This window comes from Actinacidiphila sp. bgisy160 (assembly GCF_965342435.1).
Lineage (GTDB): Bacteria > Actinomycetota > Actinomycetes > Streptomycetales > Streptomycetaceae > Actinacidiphila.
The window spans coordinates 109,507-126,268 of the sequence record NZ_CBDRCM010000001.1 but is presented as its reverse complement, the minus strand read 5'-3'; the positions used below and the strand labels follow the sequence as shown (position 1 = coordinate 126,268).

The window sequence follows — 16,762 nt, the reverse complement described above, 5'->3', positions numbered from 1 at the left end:
CTCCAAGGGGTCAGTGGATGAGCCACTCAACCAATGAGCCGACGCACCGTCAAGACCCGTTCCCGCGAAGGCCGTCACCCGTCCGGCCGCGCGGCGCCCGCCGCCCGGTCGCCGCGCCGCGGTCGGCGGCTTACCTTCACGATGGCGTGCCCTCGCCCCGTCCCGTCCCCACGGCCGAAAGGCACTGACATGACGCACCCGTGCGCCCGTCCGCCCAGGCTCCGCAGCGCCGTGCGAAGGGCCGTCGCGACGGCCCTCGCCGCCGTCGCGCTCCCCACGGCCCTGGCGTGCGGCGGGCCCGCGGACACCACCCGCTCCCCCGAGGGCACCCGGGCGGCGAGGTCCGCGCCGGCCACGCCGCTCGCACGGGCCGAGGCGCAGGACCGGACGGCGGCCCCGGCGTCCGCCTCCCCCGCCTCCGCCTCACCCGCGCAGGTCTCGCCCAGCGGTTCACCGGACGCCGCCGGGGACTTCCCGGCGCTCTCGGGCGATGTCGTCAGTAAGCTCGACGGCGCCCTGAAGGACACCCTGCGGAAGACCGGCGTGCCCGGCGCGGTCGTGGGTCTGTGGGCCCCCGGCAAGGGCTCCTACGTACGCGCCCTCGGTGTGGCCGACAAGAAGTCGAGGGCGCGCATGTCGCCCGACCTCTCCATGCGGATCGGCAGCGTGACCAAGACCTTCACCGTGACAGCGCTGCTCACCCTCGTCGACCGGAAGAAGGCCGGGCTCGACGACCCCGTCGCCCGGTACGTGGACGGCGTGCCCGGCGGCGACCGCATCACCCTGCGGCAGCTCGCCGAGATGCGCAGCGGGCTCTACAACTACACGGACGACCCGAACTTCCAGAAGGCCCTCAAGGCCGACCCGAACCGGGAGTTCGTCCCCGCCGAGCTGCTCGCCTACGCCTTTCAGCACCCCGCGCAGGCCGGCCCCGGCTCCCGCTTCCAGTACTCCAACACCAACACCGTCCTGCTGGGCCTGGTGATCGAGAAGGCGAGCGGCATGCCGCTCGGCGACTACCTGCGGCGCGACGTGCTCGGCCCGGCCAAGCTGAAGCACACCGTCTTCCCCACCGGGCGCGCCTTCCCGAACCCGCACGCCCGCGGCTACACCCGGCAGACCAAGGACGGGAAGGAAGCCGACGCCACCAACTGGAACCCCTCCTGGGCCTGGGCCGCCGGCGCCATGGTCTCCGACCACCAGGACCTGCGGGCCTGGGCCCGCGTCGTGGCCGACGGCACCCTGCTCAGCAAGGCGACCCAGGCACAGCGCACGGCCTTCCTCCCCACCTCGTACCCGGGCATCGGCTACGGCCTCGGCCTCTTCGACAACCACGGCTGGATCGGGCACAACGGCTCGCTGCCCGGCTACCAGAGCACCGCCGTGTACCTGCCCGGCGCCAAGGCGACCATGGTCGTGCTGCTCAACACCGACACCGCCGTGGGCGGCAACGAGCCCAGCAGCCTCTTCGCCGAGGCGATGACCAAGATCGTCACCCCGGACCACGTCTACGCGTTCCCGCCCACCAACGGCACCGGCACCAGCCCGAGCAGCAGCTGAGCGCCGGCCGCGGTACAGCGCGATGGCCGCCGCCGACCGGGCGGGCGGCAGCCCGCACGCGCGCATGAAGCGCAGGCTGACCGCTCTCGCCCCGATCCCCGCGGGCAGCAGGTGGTTCGCGGCGCCCGCGGCGAACTGCGCCGTCGGCAGCCGTCCCGCCGGCAGCCGTTCCAGGACCGTGCCCTGCCGCATGAAGGACACCCATACGGGTGCGGGAGGCGACGGCCCCGCACTCCGGGTTCAGGTGCGCAGCCCGATCCCGGACGAGGGCGTGACGAGGGTGCCCATGTTGCGCTCCATCATGCGCAGCGCGGCGTCCGCGAGATCCCGGTGGATGTGCGCGACCGCGTCCGGCGCGACCACGGTGAGCACGTGGCGGATGTGCGCGTCCAGCGCGGAGTAGAGCACGCACTGCTCGGTGACCTGTCCGCACAGCACCAGGCGGCCCACGCCCAACTGCCCCAGCAGGTACTCCAGCGGGGTCTGGAAGAAGATCGAGTGCCGGGCCTTCACGACGAACAGCGACTCCGCGTCGGGCCGCACGGGCTCCACCAGGTCGGCGTGCGGACCGGAGAGTGCGATGTCGAGGATCTCGTCGTGGTGCGAGCGCCAGCGGCCGAAGTTGTCGTTGACATAGATGACGTCCACGCCCTCCTCCCGGGCCCGGGAGATCAGCCGGCACACCCCGGGCAGCGCCTCGCGCACCGCCGGCAGCAGAAGTTCGGCGTCCTCGTGCTCATAGGCGTTGATCATGTCGATGACCACAAGCGCGGTGGCGTCGCCGGTGTCGTGCATGCCTGGACGTCCTCGGGTTCGGGAGGGGCACCGGGCAGCGTACGCACGTTCCCGGCGCCGGACGTGGAGCCCACGCCGGGACGGCGCCGAGGTCAGGCGGGCGGGGGCGCGTCGGCGGGGCGCGTTGGGCCGCTCGGGCGGCATGGGCGGCTCGCGCGGCGTCGCGGGCCCGGCGCCCAGGGCCTCGCTGGTAGCTTCGCCAGCCTCGCGGGTCCGCCGAGTGCCGTGCCCCGCGCGTCATTCTTCCCGGGGACGGAGACCTGCGTGAGGAAACCGGTGGACGACCAGGACAACGAGCACGGGACCGCCGTCACCGCGCCACCGGCACTCGACCGCCGGGGCTTCGTCAAGTCGGCCGCTGCGGCCGCCGTCAGCCCCGCCGTCCTCGGCACCGCCGCCAACGCGGCCCCGCTCGCGGCGTCGTTGCCGGTGACGGTCCAGGCCGCGGCAGCGGCCGCGGCGGCCCCGGCGGTCGCCCCCGCCGTCGCGGCGGCGGCCGCCCACGGCGTGGTCGCCCGTCTGCTGGCCGTCCCGGCGCCCTCCCGCGACACCGACTGGCTGCGGCGGGCCCTGCAGGTGGCCGTGGAGCTGGAACTAGCCACCATCCCGCCGTACCTGTGCGCCTGGTGGTCGGTGCGGGACCGGTCCGCCACCGTCGCCAACCTGATCCGCGGCATCGTCACCGACGAGATGTTCCACATGGGCCTGGCCTGCAACATGCTCGTCGCCGTGGGCGGCCGGCCGCGGATCGTCGGCGTCACTCCGGACTACCCCGCCCGCCTGCCCGGCGGTGTGCGCGGCGAGCTGACGGTGTACCTCTCCGGGCTGACACGCGCGTACGTACGGGACGTCCTCATGGCCATCGAGACCCCGGAGTCCCCGCTCCCCGAGCCGTCCGCCGGGCCGCCGACCATCGGCGAGTTCTACGACGGGGTCGTCACCGCCTTCCTCGACCACCGCCCCGAGCTCAGCGTCCGCGGCCAGATCGGCCAGCGCATCGGCCCCGACGAACTGCGGCCGATGCGGACCCTGGACGACGTCCTGGCCGCCGTGGAGATCATCAAGGAGCAGGGCGAGGGCAGCTCGACCTCCCCCGAGGCGCCGTCCGGCGAGGCCACGGGGGGCAACCGCGCGCTGGCCCACTACTACGCCTTCGCCGAGATCTACCACGGTCGCACCCTGGAGGAGGACGACGGCCTGTGGGCGTTCAGCGGCCCGCCCATCCCCTTCCCGGACGTCCACCCCATGGGCGTGGTCCCCCGGGGCGGCTGGCCCCACCCGCCCCGCGAGGCCGCGGCCCTGCTGCGCCGCTTCGACACCGCCTACGGCGAGCTGCTGCGCGACCTGGAGGCCGCCTGGCAGTCCGCGGACCACGGCGCGCTCAACCGTGCGATCAAGGCGATGGAGGAACTGGAGGAGCCCGCCCTCGCCCTCATGGAGATCCCGCTCGGCGACGGGCGCCACACCTACGGCCCCCAGTTCCGCCCGGGCGAGAGCGCGGCGCCCCGCCCGTAGCCTGCGCACCCCCACGCGGGCGCCGCACACCACGACGACAAGGGCCCTGCGCCCGGCCCGGTCCGAGTGTCCGCGTGAGTGCGACCCGCACAGGGGGGCTCGGCGCCGACCGCACGCCTTCCCCGGGCCACCGGCATCCAGGTGCCCGGGATGCCCTCCCGCCGCCGGGTCACCCGAGGGCTCGCGATCGCGGCGGTCGCGCTGGTCGCGGTCGTGCCGCTGCCGGGCCTGCTCGCGTGGCCGGCCGGACCGGTCCGCCGACCGCGGCCGTCACCTCCCGGCCAGGGCCAGATTGGCGCCGACTCTGAGGTCGGGGAAACCCTGTGCGATGACCGCGGCCGGCTCGAGGCAGGCCTTCCGGGCGTCCGCCGCGGCGGGACCCTGCGCGCAGCCGAGCCGCCCGTACGTGTCCGCGGCCGTACGGATTTTCCGTGCGACAGAGCCGAGCGTCGCGAAGCCGTCCCTCCCGTCGATCTCGGCGAGCGCCAGGTCCGCGGCGGCGGCGGTCGCGTCGGCCGCCTCCTGGCAGTCCGCGGTGAACATCCGGGCCGACGAGGTCGCACAGGGGGAGTTCACACCCGTGCCGAATCGCTGCTCTCCCACCGCGAGGCGTTCCTCCAGACGCGCCTTGACCTCCTCCGCGGCCGAGACCTTCGCCGGCACGGAGGCCGTGGGCGAGGGCCGCGGGGGCGCCGCGTCCTTCTTTGGACCGTCGTCGCACCCCGCGACCAGGACCGCTGCCAGGCACAACAGCGCCGCCCCCGTGCCGTACCGTCTCGTCCTCATCCCGTCGGGTCCCTTCCCGCGTGCGCCTGCCCGTCGGCGGACGCTGACGATACAAGATCCGGATCGACGGTGTCCCAGCACGACGAGAGCCCCGGCCTCATCGGAGCCCGGGGCCCTCGTGCCGCCCGGGAGCGGCCGCGAAGCGCGGTGGATCAGTTCATGACGGGCTTCCCGCCGATCTCGCAGGCCTGGCAGGGCGGCCTGCCGCAGGTGCACTGGGTGATCGCCTCGAGCACGCCGCGGTCGTGGTAGAGGCACTCGTCACGGCAGGTGTGGCGGGGGATGAACCCGGCCTGGATCTCGCCGGGCCAGGGCTCGTGGCCCTCGCGGCAGCGGGCGAAGCGCTCGGGGTCGCTCGCGTGCAGCTCGTGCATCGCGGAGCGGGCCTCGTCCTCCAGTTCCCGTACCCGGGTGACCAGGGCCTTGAGCTCGGCGGCGAGGCCCTCGTAGCGCTCGGCGCCCGTCCGCACGTGGGCGGCCCGCAGGGCCATGGCTGCGTTGCCCAGGAACCTGCCGGCGTCCTGGAGGTCGGTGACGTGATGCATCTGAAGGCCGCTCACGCCACGGACCCACACGGCGTCCATGCTCACTTCTCCACCTCTCCGGCGTTCGCCTTGTTCCGCGAAGCGTTGTGTGCCGTCCGATGAGCGCGGTGCCATTGCCACTGCATTCACGGAAAAGGCCGATGTATATGAACGCTAAAGGCGCGACTGGTGTCCGTCCAGGAAAAGCACAGTGAACCGCCTCACAGCGGTCATACCGGCCGGGTCGGGCATCCCGCGCCCAGGATTCGGCGGGGCGGCGCCCCGCCCGGCCCTCGTCCGGCCCTCGTCCGGCCCTCGTCCGGCCCTCGCCCGGCCCTCGTCCGGGCGGTCAGGTGGGCGGGCGGGCGGCGGTCCGGGAAGGCTTCCGGGCGTTCCCCCGGGGGCCCGGAATGCGCTCGCGCCCCCGGAGACGTATATACGCCGACCGGGCAGGGACGAGGATCGGTGCATGGAATCGGATGTTTCCGGAGCGCCGTAAAGGGAACTCCGGAACTCCCTTCCGGCGTACTCCGGGCGCCTCCCGGCGACCTTGACAACTGTCTTGCCGTGGCGTCTCCTTGATATAGGGATTGTTCCCCCGGCGTGCGCTCAACGGGGTGTGTCGCAGACGTCGAGGTTGACCTGGGTGCGCCGATGACCGGAGGCAACTTCATGGCGACCTATGAATACCTTTGCAGCAACTGCGGGCCTTTCGACGTCAAACTCGCGATAGGTTCCGCACCTGCCGTCCACGACTGCCCCGTCTGCGCGGGCGAGTCCAGGCGCGTGTTCTCCTCGCCCTCCCTCGCCGTCATGCCGCACGGGCTCCTCGCCTCCCGCGAACGGGAGGAGAAGTCCCGTGAGGCGCCGGACGTCGTGTCCGCCCCGCCGCCGCGCGAGCGGTCGGCGCCGCGGCCCCATCCGGCGCTGTCCCGGCTGCCCAAGCCCTAGTCCAAGGGCGGTGATTGGCGAGTTATAGCTGTTCAGGGGGGCCGACACCGGAGCGCGGACGCTGCTCCCGCCGAGGCGGGATCCGGTGGCGCGCCGGTATCAAACCGTCCCCACGCGGACTTAGGAGGTGCGTCCCCGTGGCAAACGTGGGACTGCTCTTCGTCGGTGCGGTGCTGTTCCTGAACGGCCTCCTGCTGCTGCAGAAGGTCGACCCCAAGTCGGCGGCGGTGTTCAACCTTTTCGTGGGTGCGCTGCAGGTGCTGACCCCGACGTACCTCATCTTCACGGCCAACGGTGACCCGAACAAAATCCTGGCGGCATCAGGGCTTTACCTCTTCGGATTCACCTACCTCTACGTGGGTATCGTCCTTCTCGCGGAGATCGAGGGTGTCGGCGTCGGCTGGTACTCCCTGTTCGTGGCGATAGCCGCCCTCGGGTACTCGTTCGTCAATTTCCATCTCTTCAAGGACTACCCGTTCGGTGTCATCTGGCTGTACTGGGCGTTCCTGTGGGCTCTCTTCTTCCTGGTGCTCGGTCTCGGGAAAGCGGAGCTGGGCGCTTATACCGGCTGGGTGACGGCGATCGAGGGCTGGGTCACCGGCGTGATCCCCGCGGCGCTGCTGCTGTCCGGCTACTGGAAGCACACCACGGAGATCGCCATCGCCCTGGGTGCCTTCGGCGTGGTCGTGTTCGCGGCGCTGTGGCCGCTCACCAGGAAATCGCGAGAACAGGCCCGGGCCGCCGCGTCGTCCGGGTCGCCGGGTTAGGCGCCCCGCCCGGCCGGCAGTCCGGCGGCGCGGGCGCACCGTCCTGACCGGATCAGAAAAGAGAGGCTGTCATGCCCGAAGTAGTTTTCAGCGTGGACCAGACCAAGTCGATGCGCGATCAGGACACCCCGGGACACAACAGGTGGCACCCTGACATACCCGTAGCCGCCATGGTGAAGCCCGGAGCCGAGTTCCGGATGGAGTGCCGGGACTGGACCGACTGCCAGGTCGGCAACAACGACTCCGCCAACGACGTCCGCGACATCGACCTCACCATCCCCCACATGCTCAGCGGCCCGATCGGCGTGGAGGGAGCCGAGCCCGGCGACCTGCTCGTCGTCGACATCCTCGACCTCGGCCCCGTCCCCCAGCAGACTGGGGACGCCGCGGGCCAGGGCTGGGGCTATACCGGCATCTTCGCCAAGGCCAACGGCGGAGGTTTCCTGACCGACTACTTCCCGGACGCCTACAAGGCGGTGTGGGACTTCCACGGCCAGCAGGCGGTCTCCCGGCACCTGCCCGGGATCCGCTTCACCGGCATCACCCACCCGGGACTGTTCGGGACCGCGCCGTCCGCCGAACTGCTGGGCCGGTGGAACGCACGCGAGAAGGCGCTCATCGACACCGACCCCGACCGCGTCCCGCCGCTCGCCGTCCCACCGGACTCCTCCCACGCGCTCGCCGGCACGGCGACCGGCGACCTCGCCACGCGCATCTGCGCGGAGGGCGCCCGCACGGTGCCGGCCCGTGAGAACGGAGGCAACCACGACATCAAGAACTTCACGCGTGGTTCCCGGGTCTTCTACCCGGTGCTCGTGAAGGACGCCAAGCTCTCCGGCGGCGACCTGCACTTCAGCCAGGGCGACGGGGAGATCACCTTCTGCGGCGCCATCGAGATGGGCGGGTTCATCGACTTCCACGTCGACCTGATCAAGGGAGGCATGGAGAAGTACGGCATCTCCACCAACCCGGTGTTCATGCCCGGCAACGTCGAACCGCGTTACTCGGACTTCCTCACCTTCATCGGGATCTCCGTCGACCACGACACGGACACGAACTACTACCTCGACGCGACGCTCGCCTACCGCCGCGCGTGCCTCAACGCCGTCGAGTACCTCAAGAGGTTCGGCTACAGTGGCGAGCAGGCCTACCTGCTGCTCGGCTCCGCCCCCATCGAGGGACGCATCAGCGGCATCGTGGACATCCCCAACGCGTGCTGCTCCCTGTACCTGCCGACCGCCATGTTCGACTTCGACGTGCGGCCGTCGGCCGCCGGACCGACGCGGGCGGACCGCGGCCAGGCGGCGCTGACCTCCTGACCTCCCGACCGCCCCGCACACCCGGGTCCCGGCCTTCCCTCGGGCCGGGACCCGTCCGCGCCCGTACCCGCGAGGGATCAGGGGGTGTAGAGCGACTGGAGCCTGACCACCTCACCGTTCAGGTCGAAACTGACGTCGTAGCCCAGCGATCCCCGGTACGAGGCCGGCTGAGCCCAGTAGCGGCTGATGAACTGCGCCTGGGAGTAGGCGTGGGGGGCGGAGTCGTCGCCCAGCGGGACCGACAGCAGGACCCGGCCCCCCGGGGCCATGCGCACCGTGGTGTAGGGACCCTTGCCCGGGAGTATGTTCCACGCCTCGATCCGTCCCGTCACGGGCACCTTCCGGGCGGGGCGCACCGAGAGGTAGGTGCGCCCGTCCTTGATCCACGCGTTGTCGACCTGCACGAACTGCTTGCTCCCGGCCCAGCGCGCGGGGACCTGGGCGGAGTGTGAGGGGGAGGGCACGTCGGAGCGCTTCGGCGAGGGCGGTGCCGACGGCGAGGCGGGGGCCGAAGTCGGCGCCGGGGCAGGGGAGGAGGCGGCCACGTCGGTACGGCCGGTGTCCCCGCCGCCCTCCACCTCCCCGGAACAGGCGCTGAGAGCGAGGGTGGTGAGGACGAGGGCGGCGAGCCCGGCGGCGGCGCGGCGCGGGGAGGACGAGGAAGACACAGTGGGGTCCCATCGGGTCGGGTACGGGCGGCGTGCACAGGCTCTACGCACCGGCCCGCCACGCGGGTTACACCGGGAATGTCATGGACCGGTAACAACTCCCCGTCGCGCTAACCGGTCTCCCGTAGGGACGCCACCCGCCCTTCCTCGTCGTAGTCGATCTCGAACGTCCACCGCGGACCGCCGGCCAGCCGTCCCACCAGCTGGCCCAGTTGCCGGTCCGCGGGGTGCCCGCCCGACAGCCGGAGCGTCTCGACCAGCGTCGTGCTCGGCAGGGTCAGCGTGTGCACCACGCCGGTGGGCGTCGGCGTTCCCCCCGCGGCCGCCCGGAGCTGCCGTACGGTGACCCGCACGCTGTCGCCCTGGGCCACCGCGCCGTGGACGTAGCCCAGTTCGCTGGCGTACTCCTCGCCCGGCGCGGGTGTCGGGCGGACGAAGAGGGAGGGCGGCGGCGACGGGGTGACCGCCGGCGGCTCCGGCACCCGGGCGGCCCCGGCCAGCGCGAGGCCGCCTCCCAGCAGCACGCAGGCGAGCACCGCCACGACGGAGGTCCGTACCGTCCGCGCGCGGCGGCGGCGCCGTTCGCCGCGGGCCCGCACCTGGTGCGCGGCCGCCGGCACGGCCCGCCCCCGGCCGGACTCGGCGAGTTCGGTGAGGAGCCTGCCCAGCTCGCTGCCGTCAGCCATGCTTCCCCTCCGGAAGTCGGCCCGCCTCGGGGTCCAGTTCCGTGTGTGCCAGCAGCCGCGCGAGCGTCGCCCGCCCGCGGCTGAGGTGCACCTTGACGGTGCCGACCGGGGAGCCCGTCTCGGCCGCCACCTGTTCCACCGGCAGATCGCACAGATGGTGCAGGACCACGGCCCGCCGCTGCGCCTCCGGGAGTCGCCGCAACGCCTCGACCAGCACCACGTGGTGCGGTTCCGGCGGCGGTACGACCGGGGGCGGACCCTGCCGGCGGGCCAGCGCCAGCGCGGTGCGCACACGTCGCCACCGGCTGACGGCCAGGCGCCAGGCCACGGTGCGCACCCAGGCCTCGGGCGCGCCGTGCAGATCGAGTTCGGCCCGGTGCTCCCAGGCCCGGGCGAACGCCTCCTGCACCACGTCCTGCGACTCCGCGAGGTCGCCCGTCATCGCGTACAGCTGTCCGATGAGGCGGCGGACACTCCTGCTGTAGAACGCGTCGAACTCACGCTCCCCCATCACGCGCCCCGGAGGGTCCTCGGGCAGTCCCATACCTCATCCCCCGCCGGACACCGTGCGCCCCGGCACGCACGTGATCAACGCTGCGGGACCATTCTGTTGCCCGGCGCGACCACGCTCAAGCGGCCGGCTACGGCGTCGTGGCGGCGGGCTCGGCGCCCGTGGCGTGGCGGTCCACGTTGGCCGTCAGCCGGCGCAGCAGGTCCTGGGCCGTCCCGATCTCCTCCCGGGTCAGCCCCATGGCCTCCCCGATCGCCAGGGGCACTGCGCGGATCCGCTCCCGCAGTGCGGTCCCCTCCGGAGTCAGCGCCACCTCGACCACCCGCTCGTCGTCCGCCCGGCGCTGCCGCCTGAGCAGGCCGTGCGCCTCCAGGCGCTTGATCAGCGGTGTGAGCGTCCCGTAGTCCAGGTGAAGCGCGGCCACCAGGTCCTTGACGGTCACGGTGCGGTGCTCCCAGAGCACGACCATGACCAGGTACTGGGGATAGGTCAGGCCCACCGCGTCCAGCAGGGGCCGGTAGACGCCGGTGACCGCGCGCGAGGCGGCGTACAGCGTGAAGCAGAAATGGTCGTCCAACAGTAGCGAGGGCTCCGCGGTGTCGCCGTTCCCGGGTGCGCGGGTGTCGTCGTTCACGATTCCCTCCCCTCCTTGGTCGTCGGTCGGGTGCTCCGGCGGACATTGTCGCACCTTCCGCGCGAGCTATGAACTCGTACTCGATTAACTTGCGCACAAGATAAACGGACGCTAGGTTTCTCTGCATCGCCCGGAGCGGACGCCCCGGGACGGACCACCTGTCCGGCGCTGCCGGGTCCCGTACGCCAAGGAGCCACCGTGAACCTCAAGACCGTCCTCCGCCCCACCCGCAAGAGCGTCGCCGTCCTGGGCGCCGCCGCCGGTGTCGCGGCCCTCACGCTGACGGCCACGGCCCCGGCGAACGCCGCCAAGGCCGCGCACCGCCCGCAGGAGAAGAAGCCCACGGTCGTCCTGGTGCACGGCGCGTTCGCGGACTCCTCCAGCTGGAACGGCGTGGTGACCCGCCTGAAGCACGCGGGCTATCCCGTCGTGGCCCCGGCCAACCCGTTGCGCGGCCTGGCGAGCGACTCGGCGTACGTCCACAGCTTCCTGAAGAGCGTGCGGGGCCCGGTCGTGCTCGTCGGCCACTCCTACGGCGGCTCGGTGATCAGCGAGGCCGCCGCCGACTCCCCCAACGTCAAGGCGCTCGTCTACATAGCCGCCTTCGCCCCGGACAAGGGCGAGACCGTCACGCAGATCTCCGGCAAGTTCCCCGGCGGCACCCTCGGCGAGACCCTCAACCCCGTGCCCTTCCCGCTCCCCGGCGGCGGCACCGGCACCGACCTCTACATCAAGACCGACAAGTTCCGGGCCCAGTTCGCGGCCGACGTACCGAAGACCGTCGCTGAGCAGATGGCCGCCACCCAGCGCCCCGTGGCCGCCTCGGTCTTCGACGAGAAGGCCGTCAACGCCGCCTGGCGAAGCATCCCCTCCTGGGACCTGGTCACCACCCAGGACAAGAACATCACCCCCGCCGCCCAGCGCTTCATGGCCGAGCGGGCCCACGCCCACACCGTCGAGATCAAGGCCTCCCACGCCGTCTCGGTCTCCCACCCCGGCGCGGTGACCCGCATCATCGAGCAGGCCGCCCGCTCCACCGTCCGCTGACCCCGCTCACGACCTGAAGGGGCCGCGGCCGGATCCCGGCCGGGGCCCCTTCGTGCCGTCCCCCGGGGCGTCGCTCAGCCGCCCCGGACGGAGATCTGCTTCTTCTCCATGGGATCGGCGTCGGCGACGCGCACCAGGTCGAGGAAACGCCGGTCGCGCGCCACCGCAAGCAGTTGCCCCGCGGTCACCGGGGCGGAGACCTTCGCGTCCTGGTCGGGGTAGACGGCGAGTTCCACGTCGCTGTGGCCGTAGGCGAAGCGGACCCGGGTGTACATCGTGTCCGGAGAGCCGTCGACCAAGCGGTACGCCGCCGCCTTGATGCCGCCCGGCAGCGTTCCTTGCTCGCAGCTGCCGCCCTTGAGGGAGCCGGGCTCCCCGGGGCAGGTGGCCCCGTGCCGGGTCGTTCCAGGGGCGCTGCCGGCGGGCCTTACCGACAGGGCGACGGTGAACACCTCCCCCTTCGGGGTCTCGCCCTGGTAGCGCCACACCGCGAGGTCGACCGGCCGTACCAGCCCGACCGCGTCCGGCAGGAGTTCGTCGAGGAGCACCGCCGCCTGCTGCTGGAACGCCTCCTGCCGCTCGCGCTCGGCAGGCGGCAGATCGGCCATGGACTCCTCGGTGTCACTGGTGGGTTCGATGTGGACCGGCGTCCGGTACGGCGCCGGCTCCTCGGACGTACGCGGCGAGGGCGTGGTGTTGGCGGCGGGCCGGACCGTCCTGCCCCCGCCGTCCCCGCCCGGCAGCGACACGGAACCGAAGACCACGGCCCCGAACGCGCAGGCGACCGCGGCGGCGACGGCCATCCGGGCCCGCGCCCTGCGGCGCCGGCCCTGGACCACCGCGGCCGGCACCAGGTCGTGGACCGGTGGCAGCTCCGCCACCGCGTGCTCCATGACCTCCCTCACCAGCAGGGCGCTTCCGTCCTCTGCCTCACGCATGTTGTCTCCCATGGCTTTCCTCAGCTTCCCGTGGCGTAGATGTGGGCCTCACCCAACTGGGCGCGCAGCTTGGCCAGGGAGCGCGAGCACTGGCTCTTGACGGTGGACTCGCTGCACTTCAGCAGCGTGGCGACGGACTCGACGCTCTGGTCCTCCCAGTAGCGCAGCACGACCATGGCCCGCGCCCTGGGCGGCAGTCCGGCGAGCGCCGACAACAACGTCACCCGCAGGTCGGCGTGGTCGGGCACCGGCCCGGGACCTGGGCGGGAGTGCGCCAGCAGGTCCCGCAGCCGCCGCCTGCGCTCGGCCAGGTAGGTACGGGTCAGCACGGTCCGTGCGTACGCGTCTATGTGGTCGGCGGCGCTCGCCCGCCGCCAGTGCTGGAACAGCTTGGCGAGCGTGGTCTGCGTCAGATCCCGAGCGGTCTCCGCGTCCCCGCACAGCAGGTACGCGGTCCGGTACAACCGCTTCTGCCTCGCCCTGGCGAAGGCCTCGAAGCTCTCCGGCGCTCCTGGATCCACCGCCACACCCGTGCCCCTGCCGTTCTCCGGCATCTGGTCTCCTCTCGGGGCCCCGCACGGGCCCTGTCCCTCACTCGTGTTCAGAGCGCCTTCGGCCGCTGGAGGTTGAAACCCGATTTCACCGCGCTGCGCCCGGGCTCGACGACGAAGGCCCAGACCGTTCACATGACGGCCTGGCAACCCTTCAAGCAGATCCGGAGCTGGTAGCGCAGTCGGTCTGGGTCTTGCTGCTTGTCTAGATGGTCAGAAGCGCGGCGAGCAACGCAGCCGCCACTGCGGAGAAGAGTCGCGGCTTCCTCCAGCCCGGTCCAGAAGCCTGGCGGGTCAGCTCCCCTATGACCACCAGCCCGCCACCTGGGCCCAGCGCGCTCCGCAGCAGGAATGTGGCGGTGTGCGCAGGGATCCTCCAGTGGTGGTGAACGGACGGGCAGGCCGGCGGTAGCTGAAGCGCGCGGGCGTTGGCGCGAGCTTTGGCCGGTGGCCTGCTTGGGCTGGGGTCGAGCATGGACAGGGGGCCGTACGCTTGCCGGCAACTCGTGCAGGCTTGTCCCCTGTCGCGGGAGTACGGGACGGTCGGCTGCACGACGCTCGCCACACCGCGGCGACGGTCCTCCTTCTGCTCGGCGTTCCTGATGTCGTCGTGGACGCGATCACGGGTAGGGAACCTGGGGGCTGGGCCCGGATGCGCACGCGATACATGCACGTGACCGGACCCGTGCTGAAGAACGTGGCTCGCCAGGTTGGCGACGCGCTGTGGAGCTCGCCGGACACCAACCGAGACGGAGAACGTCGAAGGGCCCCACCGTGACCGGTGGGGCCCTTCGGCAACGTGCCCGGTGAGGCACTGGCGGAGGATACGAGATTCGAACTCGTGAGGGGTTGCCCCCAACACGCTTTCCCAATGTTCGTACGAGGGTCCGGCGGGGGTCGTACCCGTCCTGACCTGCAGCGGAGCGTTCGTGGCGGCCCTGTCCGGACGGGCCTGGACGGGGGTGATTGCAACCAGAACTGCAACCACAGGAGTCCATCCCCTGCTTACGCCCTGCGCCAGGCGCCGAGCAGTTCTCCGGGTCCGTACGCCGCCTGGAGCCCGGAACAGGTGGTCCCGTTGCGCGAGACCGCCACGAGCGGTACCGGCTCGTCGGTGATTGCGGCCCGGTGCTTCTGGAGCGCGGCCAGGTCGTGACTGTCGAACGCGGAGTTCTCCAGCCACTTGACCGAACCGAGGAAGAGCAGTTCCTTGGCCACCGGCTGCCGGTCGGCGCCGACCAGGTCGATTTCGACGTCGTTGCTGCGGGTCCAGTAGCCGCCGATCGCCGGGGTGGCGGGCAGGAGCCCGTCCGGCAGGAGGCGGGCGAGGGATTCCCGGACGAGGGGCTCGATCGCACGCCCCCGCCAGCTTGTCCACTGTTCCTTGATCCGGCTCAGTGTGAGATCTCCCCGCATGCGCTCGATCTCCGCCATGTGTGGATCCAGGAACGCGAGCCAGAACCGGAGGTAGGGGTCGGCCACGCGGTAGCGGCGTTCCTTCGACGGTCTCAGCGAGAGGGGCAGCTCGGCTGCCACCACCCGTTTTTCGGTCAGGACGTCAGAGGCTCGGGTGAGCGTGGTGTGGGCGATGCCGCCCGCCGCGCGAGCGATGTTGGTGAAGGTTCTCTCGCCGCTTCCGATGGCCCGTAGGACCTCCCGGCTCATCGCCTGCGGTGGGAACTCCGCGGCCAGTGACCGCTCGGCGGAGACGAGCAGCGCGGAGATCGGGTTGTCGAGCGAGTCGCGGAGGAACTCCCAGATGTCGGCTCCGGGCCGCCACTCCGCGCAGATCAGCGGAAGTCCGCCTGTGATCAGGGCGGCGTCGAAGGCGGCCGCCGGCTCAAGGCCGAGCATCTCGCCGATGTCGGCCGGGTTCAGCGGCCCCACGACCATTTCCCGGCCCCGCTGGTGGAAGGGCCGGTCGTAGCTGTTCAGCGCCTCCATCATCGACAGGTCGGACCCGATCAGGAGGAGAAGTACGGGTTTACGGCTCAGCAGACGGTCCCACGCCCGCTGGAGCATGCCCTCGAAGGCATCGATGCGGTCCATGAGGTACGGAACCTCGTCGATGACGACCACGCTCGGGCCGTCGTCGGGAAGGATCTCCGCGAGCAGCCTGAACGCCGCATTCCACTGCTCTGGAGTCTCCTCCGAGAACAGTGCCCGCTCCGGCAGGGTGGATCTCGCGACGGTGTCGAGCAACTCCGTCAGCTCATCCTCCGCCGAGCCGCCCGCCGCGGTGAAGAACAGGTACGGCACCTCGGTGCGCCGGAGGAATTCTTCGACGAGGCTGGACTTGCCGACTCGCCTCCGCCCGCGCATGAGGATGCACTGTCCCGGCTTGGCCGCGCCGACGGCATCGTGGACCGACCGCAGGGCGCTGCCGAGCACGTTCAGCTCGCGGTCCCGACCGATGAAACGTCGCATTCAAGCCTCCCTCCCGTGAGCAATGGTATCGGCAAAGATACTATCGCTGTCGATACCATTTCTTCCTCATTCAGGTGCAGCGCTCATGACGCTGTGGATGCGGGAGAGTGTGAAAACGCGCTCGGCGTCCCGAAGGTGGCACCAGGCGGCCCGGCGGCGACGGCGGCCAGATCGGCTGCGATGTCCTCTGGAGTGCGGCCGGCGTCCAGCGCCCGGCGGACACTGGCGGCGCTGAACCGCCACACCGACGCCGTGCCGCTGGTCTCCCGGGGGTGACGGTCGCCCATCCGACGGAAGGCGGGACGGGCTGGAACGGGGCGTGCCAGCCGGGCCCGCGCAGCGCGAGCGCCACCTCGGCGGGCATACGGGCCGGGCCGTAGCGGTGACGGTCCTGGACCAGGAACCCCCGTTCGCGTGCCCATCGAGCGCCCGGTTCGGGATCGGAGCCCGGACTCCCGAACATGATGAAGCGCGCGGGCCCCGCTGGCCCGGCCCCCGCTCGGCCTTCGAGCAGCTTCCGGGCCGCCGCAGGGGCCTTGGCGACCACGGAGAGGATCCGCTCCGGGTCGCTGTGGTGTTCCAGTAGCGCCGTCAGTCGCTGCGACTTGCTGCCGGGCGGCTTGGCGCCCAGTGCCGCAAGAGGAGGTCGCGTCGGCGAGCAGTTCTTCCAGCGGGGCATCCAGACCCAGCGGCGCGTCCCAGGCCTGCCGCAGCGGTCCGGTCATGCGGAGCCGCGCCGTCCGGCCAGACCAGAGCCTGATCGGCCAGAGCCTCCAGCACGGCCGCCAGTTCACGGGTGGTGTCGTCGTCCGCAACTCCCAGCAGCTCCGCCAGGGCATCGCGCGACGCGGGCACGCGCAGTGCCGCCAGCGCTTCGGCGACCTGGAGGTGTGGGAGCGCGAGCCGCGGCAGGGCAAGCGCCACCGACCCCGGGCGCTGAAGACGGTCGGCCAGTTCCCCCACTGAGCGCAGCTCCGGAGCGGCCGCCGCGTCCTTCCGTGTCTCGAGCACGCGTGCCAGGCGACAGCCGTCGAGGCCGCCCAGCCAAGTCGCCAGCGTCGATCGGGACTTCATGCCGGGGCA

At 71.8% G+C, this 16,762-nt stretch carries 17 protein-coding genes and 2 pseudogenes; 8 read left to right on the top strand and 11 right to left on the bottom strand.

What is annotated here, in order from left to right:
- Positions 1-189 precede the first annotated feature (189 nt).
- Entirely contained in the window at positions 190-1,560 is a 1,371-nt protein-coding gene (locus ACRWNP_RS00620) for a serine hydrolase domain-containing protein (protein WP_431958853.1), read from the top strand.
- A 12-nt stretch (positions 1,561-1,572) separates the two neighbouring features.
- On the opposite strand, the pseudogene ACRWNP_RS00615 reads toward ACRWNP_RS00620, so the two are convergent.
- Both ACRWNP_RS00615 and ACRWNP_RS00610 read right to left on the bottom strand, forming a co-directional pair.
- Positions 1,573-1,752, bottom strand: a pseudogene (locus tag ACRWNP_RS00615) (TIGR00374 family protein); the annotation flags it as partial.
- Positions 1,753-1,800: 48 nt separating this feature from the next.
- Complete coding sequence (locus ACRWNP_RS00610; RefSeq protein WP_431958852.1) at positions 1,801-2,355, bottom strand: cysteine hydrolase family protein; 555 nt, start codon at positions 2,353-2,355, stop codon at positions 1,801-1,803.
- 264 nt (positions 2,356-2,619) lie between these two features.
- On the opposite strand from ACRWNP_RS00610, the gene ACRWNP_RS00605 reads away from it, so the two are divergent.
- Entirely contained in the window at positions 2,620-3,870 is a 1,251-nt protein-coding gene (locus ACRWNP_RS00605; RefSeq protein ID WP_431958851.1) for a ferritin-like domain-containing protein, read from the top strand.
- A gap of 270 nt (positions 3,871-4,140) precedes the next feature.
- Here ACRWNP_RS00605 and ACRWNP_RS00600 read toward each other — a convergent pair whose 3' ends face one another.
- On the bottom strand, positions 4,141-4,656 hold the full coding sequence (locus ACRWNP_RS00600) for a hypothetical protein (RefSeq protein ID WP_431958850.1): 516 nt from the start codon (positions 4,654-4,656) through the stop codon (positions 4,141-4,143).
- A gap of 152 nt (positions 4,657-4,808) precedes the next feature.
- Positions 4,809-5,240, bottom strand: coding sequence for a hypothetical protein (locus ACRWNP_RS00595; protein ID WP_431959218.1), 432 nt, complete (start codon positions 5,238-5,240; stop codon positions 4,809-4,811).
- A gap of 612 nt (positions 5,241-5,852) precedes the next feature.
- On the opposite strand from ACRWNP_RS00595, the gene ACRWNP_RS00590 reads away from it, so the two are divergent.
- The 3 genes from ACRWNP_RS00590 (at position 5,853) to fmdA (ending at position 8,217) form a co-directional block, all read left to right on the top strand.
- The gene (locus tag ACRWNP_RS00590) at positions 5,853-6,131 is read left to right on the top strand and encodes an FmdB family zinc ribbon protein (RefSeq protein ID WP_431958849.1); all 279 of its coding nucleotides are present in this window, start codon (positions 5,853-5,855) and stop codon (positions 6,129-6,131) included.
- A 137-nt stretch (positions 6,132-6,268) separates the two neighbouring features.
- Positions 6,269-6,898: an AmiS/UreI family transporter gene (locus ACRWNP_RS00585; RefSeq protein WP_431958848.1), complete on the top strand. Its 630-nt coding sequence runs from the start codon at positions 6,269-6,271 to the stop codon at positions 6,896-6,898.
- Positions 6,899-6,969: 71 nt separating this feature from the next.
- Positions 6,970-8,217: a formamidase gene (gene fmdA, locus ACRWNP_RS00580; protein ID WP_431958847.1), complete on the top strand. Its 1,248-nt coding sequence runs from the start codon at positions 6,970-6,972 to the stop codon at positions 8,215-8,217.
- A 77-nt stretch (positions 8,218-8,294) separates the two neighbouring features.
- On the opposite strand, the gene ACRWNP_RS00575 is transcribed toward fmdA, so the two are convergent.
- From ACRWNP_RS00575 to ACRWNP_RS00560, 4 genes are all read right to left on the bottom strand, one after another.
- Positions 8,295-8,885 carry a hypothetical protein gene (locus tag ACRWNP_RS00575; protein WP_431958846.1) on the bottom strand — a complete coding sequence of 197 codons (591 nt, stop codon included), beginning with the start codon at positions 8,883-8,885 and terminating at the stop codon, positions 8,295-8,297.
- 110 nt (positions 8,886-8,995) lie between these two features.
- The gene (locus ACRWNP_RS00570; protein ID WP_431958845.1) at positions 8,996-9,571 is read right to left on the bottom strand and encodes a hypothetical protein; all 576 of its coding nucleotides are present in this window, start codon (positions 9,569-9,571) and stop codon (positions 8,996-8,998) included.
- Complete coding sequence (locus ACRWNP_RS00565; RefSeq protein WP_431958844.1) at positions 9,564-10,115, bottom strand: SigE family RNA polymerase sigma factor; 552 nt, start codon at positions 10,113-10,115, stop codon at positions 9,564-9,566. The genes ACRWNP_RS00570 and ACRWNP_RS00565 overlap by 8 nt, the downstream gene beginning before the upstream one ends.
- Before the next feature lie 97 nt (positions 10,116-10,212).
- A complete protein-coding gene (locus tag ACRWNP_RS00560) occupies positions 10,213-10,716 on the bottom strand; it encodes a MarR family winged helix-turn-helix transcriptional regulator (RefSeq protein ID WP_431958843.1) in 504 nt (167 codons plus the stop codon).
- A 198-nt stretch (positions 10,717-10,914) separates the two neighbouring features.
- On the opposite strand from ACRWNP_RS00560, the gene ACRWNP_RS00555 reads away from it, so the two are divergent.
- Positions 10,915-11,763, top strand: a complete 849-nt coding sequence (locus ACRWNP_RS00555; protein ID WP_431958842.1) for an alpha/beta fold hydrolase — start codon at positions 10,915-10,917, stop codon at positions 11,761-11,763.
- A 74-nt stretch (positions 11,764-11,837) separates the two neighbouring features.
- On the opposite strand, the gene ACRWNP_RS00550 is transcribed toward ACRWNP_RS00555, so the two are convergent.
- Complete coding sequence (locus ACRWNP_RS00550) at positions 11,838-12,701, bottom strand: hypothetical protein (protein WP_431958841.1); 864 nt, start codon at positions 12,699-12,701, stop codon at positions 11,838-11,840.
- 20 nt (positions 12,702-12,721) lie between these two features.
- Positions 12,722-13,255, bottom strand: coding sequence for a SigE family RNA polymerase sigma factor (locus ACRWNP_RS00545; RefSeq protein WP_431958840.1), 534 nt, complete (start codon positions 13,253-13,255; stop codon positions 12,722-12,724).
- Positions 13,256-13,778: 523 nt separating this feature from the next.
- Between ACRWNP_RS00545 and ACRWNP_RS00540 the strand changes: the two are divergent.
- Positions 13,779-14,030, top strand: a pseudogene (locus tag ACRWNP_RS00540) (site-specific integrase); the annotation flags it as partial.
- 227 nt (positions 14,031-14,257) lie between these two features.
- On the opposite strand, the gene ACRWNP_RS00535 reads toward ACRWNP_RS00540, so the two are convergent.
- Positions 14,258-15,679: an ATP-binding protein gene (locus tag ACRWNP_RS00535; RefSeq protein WP_431958839.1), complete on the bottom strand. Its 1,422-nt coding sequence runs from the start codon at positions 15,677-15,679 to the stop codon at positions 14,258-14,260.
- A 723-nt stretch (positions 15,680-16,402) separates the two neighbouring features.
- On the opposite strand from ACRWNP_RS00535, the gene ACRWNP_RS00530 reads away from it, so the two are divergent.
- Positions 16,403-16,645 (top strand): hypothetical protein, encoded by a 243-nt coding sequence (locus ACRWNP_RS00530; RefSeq protein ID WP_431958838.1) that lies wholly within the window; start codon positions 16,403-16,405, stop codon positions 16,643-16,645.
- Positions 16,646-16,762 lie beyond the last annotated feature (117 nt).